At 60.0% G+C, this 14,787-nt stretch carries 16 protein-coding genes; 7 read left to right on the top strand and 9 right to left on the bottom strand.

The window, feature by feature from the left end:
• Positions 1–7: 7 nt before the first annotated feature.
• Positions 8–721, bottom strand: coding sequence for a hypothetical protein (locus FFM53_RS16235; RefSeq protein ID WP_138390614.1), 714 nt, complete (start codon positions 719–721; stop codon positions 8–10).
• A 179-nt stretch (positions 722–900) separates the two neighbouring features.
• On the opposite strand from FFM53_RS16235, the gene FFM53_RS16230 reads away from it, so the two are divergent.
• The 7 genes from FFM53_RS16230 (at position 901) to FFM53_RS16200 (ending at position 7,812) form a co-directional block, all read left to right on the top strand.
• Positions 901–1,809 carry a LysR family transcriptional regulator gene (locus FFM53_RS16230; protein ID WP_003566676.1) on the top strand — a complete coding sequence of 303 codons (909 nt, stop codon included), beginning with the start codon at positions 901–903 and terminating at the stop codon, positions 1,807–1,809.
• 116 nt (positions 1,810–1,925) lie between these two features.
• On the top strand, positions 1,926–3,086 hold the full coding sequence (locus tag FFM53_RS16225; protein WP_138333229.1) for an ABC transporter substrate-binding protein: 1,161 nt from the start codon (positions 1,926–1,928) through the stop codon (positions 3,084–3,086).
• 213 nt (positions 3,087–3,299) lie between these two features.
• On the top strand, positions 3,300–4,286 hold the full coding sequence (locus FFM53_RS16220; RefSeq protein ID WP_138390616.1) for an ABC transporter ATP-binding protein: 987 nt from the start codon (positions 3,300–3,302) through the stop codon (positions 4,284–4,286).
• Positions 4,283–5,245, top strand: coding sequence for an ABC transporter permease (locus FFM53_RS16215; protein WP_062943981.1), 963 nt, complete (start codon positions 4,283–4,285; stop codon positions 5,243–5,245). The genes FFM53_RS16220 and FFM53_RS16215 overlap by 4 nt, the downstream gene beginning before the upstream one ends.
• A complete protein-coding gene (locus tag FFM53_RS16210) occupies positions 5,235–6,047 on the top strand; it encodes an ABC transporter permease (protein WP_138333225.1) in 813 nt (270 codons plus the stop codon). The genes FFM53_RS16215 and FFM53_RS16210 overlap by 11 nt, the downstream gene beginning before the upstream one ends.
• A gap of 13 nt (positions 6,048–6,060) precedes the next feature.
• Positions 6,061–7,488 carry a gamma-aminobutyraldehyde dehydrogenase gene (locus FFM53_RS16205; protein ID WP_138333223.1) on the top strand — a complete coding sequence of 476 codons (1,428 nt, stop codon included), beginning with the start codon at positions 6,061–6,063 and terminating at the stop codon, positions 7,486–7,488.
• 150 nt (positions 7,489–7,638) lie between these two features.
• Positions 7,639–7,812: a DUF1328 domain-containing protein gene (locus tag FFM53_RS16200; RefSeq protein WP_003552965.1), complete on the top strand. Its 174-nt coding sequence runs from the start codon at positions 7,639–7,641 to the stop codon at positions 7,810–7,812.
• Between the two features lie 78 nt (positions 7,813–7,890).
• Here FFM53_RS16200 and FFM53_RS16195 read toward each other — a convergent pair whose 3' ends face one another.
• The 8 genes from FFM53_RS16195 to tal all read right to left on the bottom strand — a co-directional run bounded on the left by FFM53_RS16195 (position 7,891) and on the right by tal (position 14,630).
• Positions 7,891–8,550 (bottom strand): DUF3313 domain-containing protein, encoded by a 660-nt coding sequence (locus tag FFM53_RS16195; RefSeq protein ID WP_210259077.1) that lies wholly within the window; start codon positions 8,548–8,550, stop codon positions 7,891–7,893.
• Positions 8,551–8,716: 166 nt separating this feature from the next.
• Entirely contained in the window at positions 8,717–10,093 is a 1,377-nt protein-coding gene (locus tag FFM53_RS16190; protein ID WP_138390617.1) for a HAMP domain-containing sensor histidine kinase, read from the bottom strand.
• Positions 10,090–10,830: a response regulator gene (locus FFM53_RS16185; RefSeq protein WP_138390618.1), complete on the bottom strand. Its 741-nt coding sequence runs from the start codon at positions 10,828–10,830 to the stop codon at positions 10,090–10,092. Before FFM53_RS16185 ends, FFM53_RS16190 begins: the two co-directional genes overlap by 4 nt.
• A 202-nt stretch (positions 10,831–11,032) precedes the next feature.
• The gene (locus FFM53_RS36920; RefSeq protein ID WP_138333540.1) at positions 11,033–11,311 is read right to left on the bottom strand and encodes a hypothetical protein; all 279 of its coding nucleotides are present in this window, start codon (positions 11,309–11,311) and stop codon (positions 11,033–11,035) included.
• Between the two features lie 194 nt (positions 11,312–11,505).
• A complete protein-coding gene (locus FFM53_RS16175; RefSeq protein WP_138390619.1) occupies positions 11,506–11,997 on the bottom strand; it encodes a hypothetical protein in 492 nt (163 codons plus the stop codon).
• Between the two features lie 136 nt (positions 11,998–12,133).
• Positions 12,134–12,583, bottom strand: coding sequence for a DoxX family protein (locus tag FFM53_RS16170; RefSeq protein ID WP_138390644.1), 450 nt, complete (start codon positions 12,581–12,583; stop codon positions 12,134–12,136).
• A 48-nt stretch (positions 12,584–12,631) separates the two neighbouring features.
• On the bottom strand, positions 12,632–13,300 hold the full coding sequence (locus tag FFM53_RS16165; protein ID WP_138390620.1) for a DUF1345 domain-containing protein: 669 nt from the start codon (positions 13,298–13,300) through the stop codon (positions 12,632–12,634).
• Positions 13,301–13,664: 364 nt separating this feature from the next.
• Entirely contained in the window at positions 13,665–14,630 is a 966-nt protein-coding gene (gene tal / locus FFM53_RS16160; protein ID WP_138333212.1) for a transaldolase, read from the bottom strand.
• Positions 14,631–14,787 lie beyond the last annotated feature (157 nt).

The following is a 14,787-nucleotide window of genomic DNA, read 5'->3' as shown; positions in this document are numbered from 1 at the left end:
TTCGGGTTTAGTGCCCGCTCTTGGCCGACGGTTCCTCTGCGGGAGTGGCTGCATCCTTGGCAGCCTGCTCCTGACCAGACGGTTCCTTGGTCTCCGGCGCTGCGCCGTGTCCGCCGGCTGCTGCCTTGCCCTCACTCTTCGTCGAGCCAACCGCAACCGGGTCGACGCAATCCTCGGGGTCCTTGAAGGCGGCGCTGATCATGGCGACCTCGTCGAACGGCATCTCTATGCGCTCGCCGAAGAACAGCCCGTTTTCGCTGGCCTTGCCGTCGTAGTAGCGCGCTGTATAGGACTTGTCGTCGAGGCCGGGGACGGTCTTGTCGGGATGCGGGATATAGACGACATCGGCGCCGATCGCCCGGCCGCGAATGTCGGCGCGCAACGTCGGTCCGTTCTCGTCGAGCACCACCACCTGCACCAGATCCGGCTTCTGCGCGGCATAAACCGCCTGAGCGACACGAAGCGCGGTCTTGACGCGCGTCATCCCGTCGGTCGGTTCGGTCTTGATGTATTTGCGCACCCAGACATGATCCTGCTTGCGGATCGTCACCAGGTTGACGTCACTGCATTCGAGCCCGTAGCCACCACCAGTTGCACCGATCAACCTGTCCTTGCCGACATAGACCGCCGCACCGCCGGACACGCCCATGAGAAGAGCGACTCCACCGATGATGATTGCCAATTTCCGGGAAGGCCGGAAGATGCGCAGTAAGGCCTTCACGCCAACTGCTCCGCCATCTGAAACTCCAACGCAGGACAAGTGCTAAGAACGCTAAAGAAATGACGTTTCCGAAAGTTTAAGTGGGCGTGTGAAGCCTGCGCCATTTTGAGAAAACACCAAAAAAGGTCCGCTTTTTTGGGCCGCTTGCCACGGCCTATTCCACCATGCTCTAAAACCCCATGGCCTTCACGCTTCGCCAGGTTCAATATTTCGTCGCCGTCGCCGAACAGGGTTCGGTGACGCGAGCCGCACAGAACCTTTCGATCTCGCAATCCTCGGTGACGGAAGCACTGAAGGAACTCGAAACCGACCTCGGCGTCGAACTCTTCGAGCGCCATCCGCGCGGCCTGACGATCACCCATAACGGCCACCAATTCCTGCGTCACGCGACGAAGATCCTGGCCTCCGTCTCCGATGCACGCACCAGCTTTTCCGGCCAGCAAAGCGCCCTCTCCGGCACGCTGAACATCGGCGTCACCTCGCTTGTCGCCGGCTATGTCCTCTCCGACCTGCTGGCGCGATATCGGCGCGCCTGTCCGGGCATCGAGGTCAGCGCCATCGAGGACAATGGCGGTTACCTCGAACATCTCCTGGTCGGCGGCGAATTGGATGTCGCCGTGATGGTGATATCCAACCTGCGCGACCGCATGGCGCTGCAGGCGGAAATCCTCGAAACCTCGCCCTATCGACTATGGCTGCCGATGGGCCATCCGCTGGTGTCGGCCGACATCATCTCAGTCGCCGACATCGCCCGCGAACCGCTGATCATGCTGACGGTCGACGAAATCGAGGAGAACACCGGCAAGCTGCTCTCAGCCCTCGGCGCCCGTCCGCATGTTGCCTTCCGCACCCGCTCGGTGGAGGCGGTGCGCAGCCTGGTTGCAACAGGCGCCGGCGTGGCCCTGCTTCCCGATCTTGTCTACCGACCATGGTCACTGGAAGGCGACCGCATCGAGAGCCGGGACGTCTCGGGATCGCTGCCGGTCGTCCAGGTCGGTATGGTCTGGCGCAAGGGCTCCAGCCTGCCGCAGGCGGCGCGCGACTTCGTCGGTATCGCCGAAAGCTTGCGGTCCGGCCGCATCCGCTGATATCGGAATTTCCGATATCGTCTTTCTGATAAATGAATTTGCGAAAGCGGCTTTTTCGCGTCACCTTTTCATCCGGGAACAAACCGCCACAGCAGTGGCAAACCGGGAGACGGATGATGACGAATCTGTTGAAATCCTGCACGGCAGCGCTCGCCTGCCTGAGCTTCGCGACGCAGGGAATCGCCGCCGAACCGCTGAAGGCCTTGGGCAAGGGCGAAGGTGCGGTCAGCATCGTCGCCTGGGCCGGCTATATTGAACGCGGCGAAACCGACAAGAACTACGACTGGGTCACCGATTTCGAAAAGGAGAGCGGCTGCAAGGTTTCCGTCAAGACCGCCGCCACCTCGGATGAAATGGTGTCGCTGATGAACGAAGGCGGCTTCGATCTCGTCACGGCATCGGGCGACGCCTCGCTCCGCCTCATCGCCGGCAAGCGTGTCCAGCCGATCAACACCGATCTGATCCCGAGCTTCAAGACCGTCGACGAGCGCCTGCAGAACGGCCCGTGGTATACGGTCGGCGGCGTGCATTACGGCGTGCCCTATCTCTGGGGGCCGAACGTGCTGATGTATAATACCGATGCCTTCAAGGACAAGGCGCCGACCAGCTGGAACGTCGTCTTCGAGGAGCAGACACTGCCCGACGGCAAGTCGAACAAGGGCCGCGTCCAGGCCTATGACGGCGCGATCTACATCGCCGATGCCGCCATGTATCTGATGGCCCACAAGCCGGATCTCGGCATCAAGGATCCCTACGAGCTGAACGAGGACCAGTACAAGGCCGCCCTCGACCTGTTGCGCGGCCAGCGCAAGCTCGTCTCCCGATACTGGCACGATGCAATGATCCAGATCGACGACTTCAAGAACGAAGGCGTCGTCGCCTCCGGCTCCTGGCCTTTCCAGGTGAACCTGCTGCAGGCCGACAAGCAGAAGATCGCCTCCACTTTCCCGGATGAAGGCGTCACCGGCTGGGCCGACACCACCATGCTGCATGTCGACAGCGAACATCCGAACTGCGCCTATATGTGGATGGAACATTCGCTGAAGGCCAAGGTCCAGGGCGACGCCGCCGCCTGGTTCGGCGCCGTGCCCTCGGTTCCCGCCGCCTGCAAGGGCAACGAGCTGATGGGCGATAGCGGCTGCGCCACCAACGGCTTCGATCACTTCGACAAGATCAAGTTCTGGAAGACCCCGGTCGCCAAATGCACGACACAGAGCGAGTGCGTGCCGTACCATCGCTGGGTGTCGGATTATATTGGCGTGATCGGCGGACGGTGAACCGGGCCGGTCCACTTGGGTAAAGTCCCTCCCCAACGCCTTCCCACAAGGGAGGGCCTTGAATGGCACCGTCGAATCCTGCCGAAACACCAAGGTATTTGCAAATGGGTACGGCAGGTTAAGCCCCTCCCCCTCGTGGGGAGGGGTTTGGGGCGGGGTCGCATAAACCCAAGACCGCAGCCTCTCGAAAAGCAAAGAAGCCGGAGCCCCCCAATGACGTCAGCCGTCCGTTTCCAGCAGGTGTCGCGCCATTTCGGCCAGGTTCGCGCCGTCGACGGCGTCGATCTCGAGATCGCGCCCGGCGAATTCTTTGCCATGCTCGGGCCATCCGGCTCGGGCAAGACGACGTGCCTGCGATTGATCGCCGGCTTCGAACAGCCGACCGCGGGCCATATCCAGATCTTCGGCGAGACGGCTGACGGCGTTCCGCCCTATCGCCGCAACGTCAACACCGTGTTCCAGGACTACGCGCTCTTTCCGCATCTGAATATCCTCGACAATGTTGCCTATGGGCTGATGGTCAAGGGCGTCGGCAAGGTGGAGCGGATGAAGGCGGCAGGCGATGCCCTCGAGCTCGTCAAGCTGCCGGGCTACGGCGCCCGCCGCCCCGGCCAACTGTCCGGCGGCCAGCGGCAGCGCGTGGCGCTCGCCCGCGCGCTCGTCAACAAACCGAAAGTGCTGCTGCTCGATGAGCCGCTCGGTGCGCTCGACCTGAAGCTGCGCGAGCAGATGCAGGAAGAATTGAAGAGCCTGCAGCGCGCGCTCGGCATCACCTTCGTCTTCGTTACCCACGATCAAGGCGAGGCGCTGTCCATGGCCGACCGCGTCGCCGTCTTCAACGATGGCAACATCGTCCAGCAAGGCACGCCGCAGGATATCTACCGCTGCCCGAAGACCCGCTTCGTTGCCGATTTCGTCGGCTCGTCGAACGTCATCGCGCCTGAGCTGATGGCCTTGCTCGGCGGCGAGAAACGCTGGGCGAGCCTGCGCCCCGAGGCGATCCGGCTGGCAAGCGACGGCGTCGAGGCAAAAGTCGAAAATGCAAGTTTCCTCGGCGCCGCCACGCGTCTCAGCGTCGATCTCAAGGGCAGCCGGCTGCATGTCATGCTGCCGGCGGGCGCGCCGGTGCCGGATGTCGGCGCCGGTATCCGCCTTGCCTGGCAACCGGCCGATATCCACTACATGGATGATGCGGCATGACGGCGCTCACCATCACAGGCGGCAAGACATCGATCCTTCCGGGGCGTGGCGGTTTCTTCGGCCAACTGTCGGATGCCTTCTGGCGGCACCCGAAGCTGCTGCTCTTCCTGATGCTGACGCCGCCGCTGCTCTGGCTCGGCATCATCTATATCGGTTCACTGATAGCCCTGCTTCTGCAGAGCTTCTTCTCGATCGACGATTTCTCCGGGCTGGTGAATACCGAATTCACCCTGTCGACCTATGCCCAGCTGCTGAATCCTGCGAATTTCGACATCATCATCCGCACCCTCGTCATGTCGGCGCTGGTCACGCTCGCTGCCGCTCTGATCGGCTTCCCGATCGCTTACTATGCGGCGCGTTATGCGCAAGGCAAATGGAAGGCGCTCTTCTATCTCGGCGTCATGCTGCCGCTCTGGTCGAGCTATCTCGTCAAGATCTACGCCTGGAAGCTGATCCTCGCCAAGGAAGGCATCCTCACCTGGATCTTCGAGAAGCTCCATCTCGCCTGGCTGCTTGACGCGACCCTGAACCTGCCCGTCATCGGCGGCAATTCGCTTTCGGTGAGTTACCTCGGCACCTTCATCGTCTTCGTCTATATCTGGCTTCCCTACATGATCCTGCCGACACAGGCGGCCCTCGAGCGTGTGCCCGGCAACCTGATCGAGGCCTCGGCGGATCTCGGCGCCACGCCGCGCCAGACCTTCCGCACCGTGCTCCTGCCCTTGGCGCTCCCCGGCATCGTCGCTGGCTCGATCTTCACCTTCTCACTGACATTGGGTGATTACATCATCCCGCAGATCATCGGCTCGTCCAGGCTCTTCATCGGCCAGGCGGTTTATGCCCAGCAGGGAACGGCCGGCAATGTGCCGCTCGCCGCCGCCTTCTCCGTCGTGCCGATCGTCATCATGGCACTTTATTTGTCGCTCGCCAGGAAATTGGGGGCGTTCGATGCGCTCTGACCTCAAGAGATCGCCGCTGCCCCTGAAGATCGCCGCTGCCATCGGGCTGCTCTTCCTGCACCTGCCGATCCTGCTGATCTTCGTCTACGCCTTCACGACGGAGGAGAAGAGCTATCAATGGCCGCCGCCCGGGCTGACGCTGCAATGGTTTGCCGTCGCCTGGAACCGGCCGGACGTCTGGTCAGCACTCAGCCTTTCCGTGCAGGTCGCCGTCATCGCCACGGCGATCGCGCTGGTCCTCGGCACGCTCTGTGCCGCAGCCGTCAGCCAGACGAAGTTCTTCGGCCGCGAGGCGATCTCGCTGCTAGTCATCCTGCCGATCGCCCTTCCCGGCATCATCACCGGCATTGCGCTCCGCTCCGCCTTCAGCCTGTTCGACATCCCCTTTTCGGTCTGGACGATCGTGCTCGGCCACGCCACTTTCTGCGTGGTCGTCGTCTACAACAATGCGGTCGCCCGCTTCCGCCGCACCTCCGGCTCACTGATCGAGGCCTCGATGGATCTCGGCGCCGACGGCTTTCAGACCTTCCGCCATGTCATACTGCCGAATATCGGGACCGCCCTTCTGGCCGGCGGCATGCTTGCCTTCGCGCTGTCTTTCGACGAGGTAATCGTCACCACCTTCACCGGCGGCCAGCAATCGACCTTGCCGATCTGGATGCTCGAAGAACTCATCCGCCCGCGCCAGCGCCCCGTCACCAATGTGGTCGCCATGGTCGTGGTGCTCGTCACCTTCCTGCCGATCCTGGCAGCCTATTACCTCACCCGCGATGGCGACCAGATCGCCGGCGCTGGCAAATAAAAGGGAGAACATCATGGATATCCAAATGCTGATCGGTTCCCGCTTCGAAAGAGGCACGGAGACGGAAGAGCACATCTTGAACCCGAAGACGGGCGAGACGGTGATCGACCTTGCCGAAGCCTCGCTCTCCCAGGTCGACGCCGCTGTCGATGCCGCCGAAAAAGCCTTCACAAGCTGGTCGCAGACGACGCCGGGCGAACGTTCCGGCTACCTATTGAAGATCGCCGATGCGATCGAGAAGGACGCCACAGGCTTTGCTACATTGGAGGCTTTGAACTGCGGCAAGCCGATCAATGCCGTGCTGAACGACGAGATCCCGGCGATCGTCGATTGTTATCGCTTCTTCGCCGGCGCCGTGCGCAACCTGCACACACCGGCGGCGGGCGAATATCTGCCCGGCCACACCTCGATGATCCGCCGCGATCCGATCGGCATCGTCGGCTCGATCGCGCCGTGGAACTATCCGCTGATGATGATGGCCTGGAAGCTGGCGCCGGCGATCGCCGGCGGCAATACCGTCGTCTTCAAGCCTTCGGAGCAGACGCCGCTGACGTCGCTGAAGATGGCAAAGCTGCTCTCCGAAATCCTTCCCGAAGGCGTCGTCAACGTCATCCTCGGCCGTGGTGAAAGTGTCGGCAACGCCCTGATCAATCACGCCAAGATCGGCATGGTCTCGATCACCGGCGATATCGCCACCGGCAAGAAGGTGCTGCAGGCCGCGGCCAAGACGGTCAAGCGCACCCACCTGGAACTCGGCGGCAAGGCCCCGGTCATCGTCTTCGACGATGCCGATATTGATGCGGTCGTCGCAGGCATCCGCACCTTCGGCTATTACAATGCCGGTCAAGACTGCACCGCCGCCTGCCGCATCTATGCCGATGCCAGGGTCTACGACAATTTCGTCGCCGATCTCTCCTCGGCCGTCTCGAGCATCCGCTTCAACCAGCCCGACGATACCGAAAATGAGATCGGTCCGCTGATCTCCAGGCGCCAGCGCGACCGCGTCGAAAGCTTCGTCGCCCGCGCTTCCGAACACAAGCACATGGAGATCACCGCCGGCGGCGAGGTTTCCGGCGACAAGGGCTTCTTCTTCACGCCGACTGTCATCGCGGGCGCCCTGCAGGACGATGAGATCGTCCGCCGCGAGGTCTTCGGCCCGGTCGTCTCGGTCACCCGCTTTACCGATGCCGACGAAGCCGTTGCCTGGGCAAACGATAGCGACTACGGCCTGGCCTCCTCCGTCTGGACCAAAGATATCGGCCGCGGCATGAAGACAGCCGCCCGCCTGCAATATGGCTGCACCTGGATCAACACACATTTCATGCTCACCAATGAGATGCCGCATGGCGGCCTCAAACAGTCCGGCTACGGCAAGGACATGTCGGTCTACGCGCTGGAGGACTACACCGCCGTACGCCACGTGATGATCAATCACGGCTGATCGTCGGGAAAGGCAAGGCTAGGAAATTCAACGCAATGCCCATCAGTAGGACCGGGAGGGTGCTCCACACGGATCGCCATTCCATTCAAACGACCTGGAACATTTTCCCGGTTACCGCGTCTTTCCCAAGCAAACGCAAAGGATGATGTCATGCTGAAATGGGCTCTGATATTTTTCGTGATTTCAATCATCGCCGGCTTCTTCGGTTTCTCAGGCGTCTCCGCAGCGACTGCGACGATTGCACGCGTTCTCTTCGGCATCGCGCTGGTGATCTTCCTGATCTTCCTTGTCCTTGCGCTGATGGCCGGCCAGGCGATCCTGTGAGCGGTCGCGGGGGCCGCTGTGCCTTGCGCTTGCGGCCCTCTCCGTCTGTGGTCGCCACAGCCCCTTTGCTCCTATCGCCTATTTCAACTCGGCTAGCAGAGCATCGGCACCTTTACGGACGCCCACCATGGAGGCATCCATCGCCGTGAAGCTGGCGCCGATATTCATCGCATTGGGATATTGCTTGGTGACATAGGAAGACAGGAGACGATTGCTCGCAGCATCATAGATCTCCACGGCATAATTCACCGAACCGGTCATCGAACCTTCTCTGCCGCGAGCGGCCTGGACGGTGTTGTACAATCCGCCTGCGACGTCGATGCGCGTGACCGTTCCGAGGACCGCAGTCGTTGCCTTGGCGCCCGTCAGCGTCAGATGCAATCTGAGAGTTGCCGGAGCGGTTGTGCTGACGACAGCAAAGCGCGTCTTCAATTTTTCCGTGAATTGACCCTGCATGTAATTGGCAAGAAATGCTTTGTCTTTTTCGGAGACCTTGCCAAACTGACTGTCAGGACCGTTATAGACGGTAACGGGATCGACAATGATCCGGTTGTACTGGCTCCAGTTGACTTTCGTCTGATAGCGATACGGCACGCGGCCGGTTCTATCCTCAGTGTTCGGCTGGAGCTGCGATGCCGAAGCAAGTCCGGAATAAACCGTGGGGTCAGGGGTCGTGCATGCGGCAAGGCTCGAACAGGCGAGCATCAGTGCGGCGCCGATTTTCAAATTTTTTATCAAGGACTTGGCTCCAGCTTTGGAAATGCCGAATGGCATAGGATCTGCTGGCACCGGTTTTATGGAATTCGAATGTTGCGGTGTTTGCTATGATATGCGGAAATGTTCGCGAACCATCTTTTGCTGCGAAGGCAGCGCGATGCGTGACGACGCCACGACGGGCAGTAAGTCAATGTGACGAAGGGATCGACGGCGAGCCTCCGGGCTGGATCCCGTGAGGCGCGGGAAGATCGATTACGACGACCAAGCCGGTTGGCTTCCTGTCCAGTAACGTCAATTGTCCGTTGTGCGCTTTGGTGACAATTCCTTTAGCGATCGGAAGACCAAGCCCAAGCCCGGAACCGCCTTTGGCACCGATTTGGCGGGATTTGTCCACCTTGAAGAACGGCTCCAGAACTTTCGCCTTGGCCTCGTCGGTCAAACCAGGGCCGTTGTCGCCCACCGATATTTTGATCCCGCCGTCGTCGCTCTCTTGCAGATCGATTTCGACTTGCTTTGCATAACGAGACGCATTGTCGACCAGATTGGTAATTGCCCGCGTCAGGGCCCGAGGTTTGCAGACAAAGGCCAGTCGCCGCGGACCGGTGAAACTCGCATCGACGCCCATGTCGGAGAAGTCTGTCGCAATCGTCTGCAGCAGGCTTGAGATATCGACCTTTCGATCCGTCTCCGCAGTGGATGCGTCTTTGAAAAAGGCCAGGCACTCGTCGATCATGAAACTCAAGGTGGCGATATCGGCCAGCATCAGGCTGCGAAGCTCGGGCTCGCCGGAACGCTCGGCACGCATCCGCAATCTCGTCAGCGGCGTCCTGAGATCATGACCCACGCCACTCAGCATTCTTGTTCGATCCTCCGCCATGCTCTGAATTCGATCGCTCATGACGTTCAGCGATTCCGCCAGACTTCGAATCTCGGCTGCGCCGTCCGGTTCGAAAGGCTTTTCCCAACTGCCTTCCATGCTCGCTCGCTTTGCAGCGACGGCAAAGTGCCTCAGAGGTTCGGTGATAAGCCAGCTGCTGAAATATGCAAGCAGCACCAATGGGATGACGATTTTCAAAAACCCGCTCGCGGCTGCCGGAACAAACCAGACATAGCTTGGAAAAACCGGCAGTTGAAAGACGAGGGCACGCTTGTCGTCAATTCTGACAGTCAGGACATCCGGGTGCGATTGACCGATGACGAAGCGATGAAATGCCGCAAAAATATTGTCGGCGAGCATTGTGTTGATACGCGCCACCAATTCGCTGGGAGATACCATCTGCTGTTTGCCGGCAAACGGCTGCTCCAGCGACAATTTCTCGACCCCAACACCGAGTGCCGCTGCTCTCTTGAGAACGGTGACTTCGTCTTGCGCTGAACCTGCCTGGGCAAATTGCTCCGCGACCATCGCCGCTCTGGCAGCAAACAGGCCGTTTTGAAACCCGCGATCATGACGGCCGTAGATATAGGGCTCCATGGCGGTCGCCACCACGGAAACGAGCACGACAAGGAAGGTCGCCAATATGAGGATCTGGTTTTGGATCGAAGCTTGCCGAAAATTTCTCAAGAGAGACGCTCTACCTTGGATGCGAAGAGATAACCGCCCAGCCGCACCGTCTTTATGAAGGTCGGATCTTTCAGATTTGGTTCGATCTTTTGCCTAACCCGGCTGATGTGGGCGTCGATGCTGCGCTCGACCGGCCCCGCCGATCCGGCATGTGTCATCGACAAGAGCTGTTCGCGCGTCAAAACCTTGTTGGGATTGCAGCAGAAGGCCAGGAGGATATCGAACTCCGCGGTTGTCATGGAAACCTGCGCTCCATCCGCGTCGTGGAGCTGGCGGCTTTTTGGATCGATGCGCCATCCCGAAAACAACATGGGTCCAAGTGCTTCCTCCTGATGATGCGCATATGAAGCTCTGCGGAGAATACTCTTGATCCGGGCTAGCAGCTCGCGGGAGTTGAATGGTTTCGTGACATAGTCATCGGCTCCGAGCTCCAGGCCGAGAATGCGGTCGATATCCTCCTGGAGCGCCGTCAGCATCAGGATTGGCACCGAGCACGACGCACGAAGCCGCCTGCAGATGCTAAAACCGTCCTCGCCCGGCAACATCGCATCGAGGACGATGAGATCGAATTGCTGTCGCGCCATCATTCGATCCATAGCCGCGCCGCTTTCCACCGACGAGGCCTCGAAGCCGCTGCTTCGGACAAGATCCACCAGCATATCCGCGATGGCGGGATCGTCTTCGACGATGAGGAGATGAGCCTGATTCGGAACTGCCATTTCATATGCCATCGTCATTCGTTCTCTAGCGGGAAGATGTCTCTCGGCGCGAAATTACCACGTTTCACCGTGTCTCGGTCAGGCGGCCTCGGCCCCTGTCACCACCACACGATCTGTCGCCGCACCGACACGGCTCCGCCTTCAGGATATCAAGTATCGTGCAATGCTATATTCGATAATGTTGAGATATGTTGCGGGATTTCAGACACGGAGTCCGCCGTCAAAACTGCCTTTCGAGGTCACCGCTGACTTCCACATGGTCACCTTGGATGGCGCTGTCGATGATGACGGTGGCGATGAAACACATCCGAACGACGAGCAGGCAAAAGAACACCAGAGAGACGATCGCAGTCGTGTAATGCTTCAATGCCGAGCGCTTCGGCAGCCGTGCGGTCAGTCTATCGAGGATGTTTCTGGTGAACCGACCGAGCGCCACGAGCAAGAATAACGCCGTGATGATATATCCGCTTGCTGACGCTGCCCCGAGCAACTGAAAGATCAAAAGACACCCGCACCAAGTAAGAAGTTCTGGTTTCGGAACGACGGTTTCAAGCTGACGAAACCCGGCAGAAAGATGCCCATAGGATCCGTCCGGAACGTTGCGCAGCGTGGACAGCCGGAGAGACGGGGCGCGGTCATGGGGATCTGAGCCGGGTGAAGACCGGTCCGTCGGGGATGAGAATGCGCCCACGTCTAGTCGGCCCGTTCTGCGCCGGGCGCGGCGCGGCGACTTAACAGAAGAGATGTGGCGGCCCGCCACCGGGATGCCTTCGCCGTGCTTGCAATCACTGTCTCGTTTGCGGCCGGATCTTTTCGGACTGCACTAATCCTGCCTGTCCTTGACTCCGTGAGGGCCGCGATCCTTCTCAGAAATGCGTCGCTGTCGAACTCCTTCGAGGAGCGGACGGACTTCGTGGCCGACTGGACAGTATGGAAGAACACCTCCAGATTGATGACCAGTATCGGCTTGATGTTTCGGACCATGTCGATATCCGATCGCATCGTTACGGCCAGAAAATATCGGTCCGAACGCAAGGCGTCGAAAAGTTCCGGCACCGAGGACACAGCCGCCGCGACATATCCGTTCTCATTCAATTTCGAGACGATATCGCAGGCAGCGTCTTCTCCGAGAAAGACGAGAATTGGCTTTTGCTGATTGCTTTGCGCGGAAGACATCACTGGCACACTCCTGACCTGTCGCCCAAAGTGTAGCCCGCATCGACGCTTCTGTTTGTTCGGTTTTATTCGGTTTTATTGCGCCACGGAGCGTCCGCGAAATTCATCAAATTCAGCGCCGAAGACCTTCGAATTTCGGGGGCATTCACGACAACACCGCCCTGAGCCAGGGAGGCATTTTGCTCGTTCGCTTTCTCAGCAGCTTGTCGATCGATATCGATCCCGCACCCGAAACCGCCAGCACGAACATGCCGCCGGCAATCGCCAGGTCCTTCTCGAAATGCAGCAGTTCGTTCTGGCTCGCTAAATTCGTGTGAAAGAGCAAGGCGGTCGCCAGGCAGAAGAGCGCCAGCGCCAATGCACCAAGCCGGCTGAGAAAGCCTGTCGCAACCGAAAGGCCGGCGCCGATCTGAAGGGCAATGGTGGCAAGCGCCAGCGGCGCCGACAGCCCCAGTTTTGCGAAAATGTCGAAAGTCGCCGTGATATCTGCAGCGAGCGACCAAGCTTCGTGCAGGAAGATCAGCGACAGCAGAAGCCTGCCGATGAGAAGAATGAGATCGGCCAATCGGGGCCGGTTTGAGGCGCTTTCCATCATATCCTCCGGTTTGAAGAGCAGGTGGTTAGCCCGCTTCGGCAAGATGCATTATAGCAGGCTCGCCCCGACATTGATCGCAAGCGCCAGGATCGTCGTATTGAACAGAAACGACAGCACGGCATGCAGCAGCGTCAGCTTGCGCATGCTGGTCGAACTGACCGCGACATCCGCCGTCTGTGCGGCAACACCGATGGTGAAGGAGAAATAGAGGAAATCCCAGTAGCCGGGTTCTTCGATCTCGTCGGGAAACTTGAGGCCACCCTCCTCGTCCGCCCCGCCATAGAAATAATGGGCATAGTGGATGGTGAAGAGCGTATGCAGGAAGATCCAGGAGATCAGGATCGTCAGAACCGCAACACCTGCCCGCGCCAGCGCGACATCAGGTGCCGCCTCCTTGATCGAATGAAGCTCGAGGCCGATCCCGGCAATGCTGGCAAGTGCGGCACCGATCGACAGAGCCAGCAGGACGGTGTCGGAGAAGTCGAGATCCGCCGAGCGTTTCCGGATGCTTTCAACCGTCGCCCGCAGCATCTTGCGCCAACTGAGCGCGACAAAAACGCCGGCGCTGACATTCCAGCCGAACAAGATATTGCCGGCGCTGACTTCGCGGGAGGTGAGAGCCAAGAAGACCACCAGTCCGGCAACAACGGCGATGACGAAGCTCGCATGCTTGTAGGCAAATGCCGCAAGCGAATTTGCCCGTTCCTCATCCGCCATATCGGTCTCCGACAGCATATGCCCTTGATAACAGCATGAAAAAGGCGCGCCTGCCAGCCGGCAGCCGCGCCTTTAGAGCCTTTCCGGGTTAGATTGCAGCATTCTGCCGGAGCAGGTTTTCGTCAGGGCAAAGGCGATTGGCGAAGGGCATACCCCAAGATACGTCCGAGCCGATCGCCTTTGATCCTGGCGGAAAGATGCTCGGCCCTTCGGGTTGGCTGAAACGGGCCGGCTGATCGACCGGCCGGCTTGGCCGTAGAGCCGGGCTACGACACGCGCCGGCCGGTCGACCATCCGACTCCGTTTGAGCCAACAGAATGCTGCAATCTAACCCGGAAAGGCTCTAATTGTATGCCGAGCCTTATCAGGCGGCGGCGAGCTGCAGTTCCTTCTGCACCATGGTGCGCAACGTTCCGAGATCCTTGGCGAAGGCGCGGATGCCTTCGGCGAGTTTTTCCGTCGCCATCGCGTCTTCGTTCATCATCCAGCGGAAGGTCTTCTCGTCGACGGAGACCTTCGGATCCGGCTTGCGGCTCTCCGGCGAGAGCTTGCGCTCCAGCTTGCCTTCATCCTTGGCGAGCTCGTCGAGCAGGTTCGGGCTGATGGTCAGGCGGTCGCAGCCGGCAAGGGCTTCGATTTCGCCGGCGCTGCGGAAGGAGGCGCCCATGACGATCGTCTTGATGTCGTTCGCCTTGTAGTAGTTGTAGATTTCACGGACGGAGATGACGCCCGGATCTTCCTCAGGGGTGAACTCCTTGCCGGTCGACTTCTTGTACCAGTCGAGGATGCGGCCGACGAAGGGCGAGATCAGGAACACTTTGGCGTCGGCGCAAGCGATCGCCTGGGCCTTGCTGAAGAGAAGCGTCAGGTTGCAGTCGATGCCTTCCTTCTGCAGCACTTCCGCAGCGCGGATGCCCTCCCAGGTGGAAGCGAGCTTGATCAGGATGCGGTCCTGGTCGATGCCGCGATCCTTGTAGGCGGCGATGATGGCGCGCGCCTTGGCAAGCGAAGCCTCGGTATCGAAGGAAAGATCGGCGTCGACTTCGGTCGAGACGCGGCCCGGAACGAGCTTCACCAGGGCTGCACCGACGGAGATGGCGAGACGATCGGCGACGGCGGAAGAAACGGCTTCGGAATTACCGCCCTGCTTCTTGCCCCAGGCGACGGCTTCCTTGATGGCGTCGGCAAACATCGGCGTGCCGAGAGCCTTAAGCACGATGCTCGGGTTCGTCGTGCAATCGACCGGCTTGAGGCGGGCGACGGCTTCGATGTCGCCGGTATCGGCGACCACGGTGGTAATCTCGCGAAGTTGGTCAAGCTTGGATGTCATGGTCAATAATCCTTGTTGAACTTGGGCTGCGACCGGCGCGAGTTCCGCCGGGCAAAGGTGATCTACCGACAGGTTGTTTGCATGCTGCAGGCGAAAATGCGCGCATCCGTCACGGATGATTCATAAACGTGAAGGACAGTGGCCGTGTTCCGGCCGC

This window comes from Rhizobium indicum (assembly GCF_005862305.2).
In the GTDB taxonomy this organism is placed as follows: Bacteria; Pseudomonadota; Alphaproteobacteria; order Rhizobiales; family Rhizobiaceae; genus Rhizobium; species Rhizobium indicum.
The sequence above is the reverse complement of the archived record's forward strand: the minus strand, read 5'-3'. Positions and strand labels throughout refer to the sequence as shown.

Excerpts from the sequence above, each read along its gene's own strand:
- FFM53_RS16220 (WP_138390616.1), top strand. The coding sequence starts at position 3,300 with ATGACGTCAGCCGTCCGTTTCCAGCAGGTGTCGCGCCATTTCGGCCAG.
- FFM53_RS16200 (WP_003552965.1), top strand. The coding sequence starts at position 7,639 with ATGCTGAAATGGGCTCTGATATTTTTCGTGATTTCAATCATCGCCGGC.
- FFM53_RS16205 (WP_138333223.1), top strand. The coding sequence starts at position 6,061 with ATGGATATCCAAATGCTGATCGGTTCCCGCTTCGAAAGAGGCACGGAG.
- FFM53_RS16230 (WP_003566676.1), top strand. The coding sequence starts at position 901 with ATGGCCTTCACGCTTCGCCAGGTTCAATATTTCGTCGCCGTCGCCGAA.
- FFM53_RS16185 (WP_138390618.1), bottom strand. The coding sequence starts at position 10,830 with ATGACGATGGCATATGAAATGGCAGTTCCGAATCAGGCTCATCTCCTC.
- tal (WP_138333212.1), bottom strand. The coding sequence starts at position 14,630 with ATGACATCCAAGCTTGACCAACTTCGCGAGATTACCACCGTGGTCGCC.
- FFM53_RS16215 (WP_062943981.1), top strand. The coding sequence starts at position 4,283 with ATGACGGCGCTCACCATCACAGGCGGCAAGACATCGATCCTTCCGGGG.
- FFM53_RS16225 (WP_138333229.1), top strand. The coding sequence starts at position 1,926 with ATGACGAATCTGTTGAAATCCTGCACGGCAGCGCTCGCCTGCCTGAGC.
- FFM53_RS16165 (WP_138390620.1), bottom strand. The coding sequence starts at position 13,300 with ATGGCGGATGAGGAACGGGCAAATTCGCTTGCGGCATTTGCCTACAAG.
- FFM53_RS16210 (WP_138333225.1), top strand. The coding sequence starts at position 5,235 with ATGCGCTCTGACCTCAAGAGATCGCCGCTGCCCCTGAAGATCGCCGCT.
- FFM53_RS16170 (WP_138390644.1), bottom strand. The coding sequence starts at position 12,583 with ATGATGGAAAGCGCCTCAAACCGGCCCCGATTGGCCGATCTCATTCTT.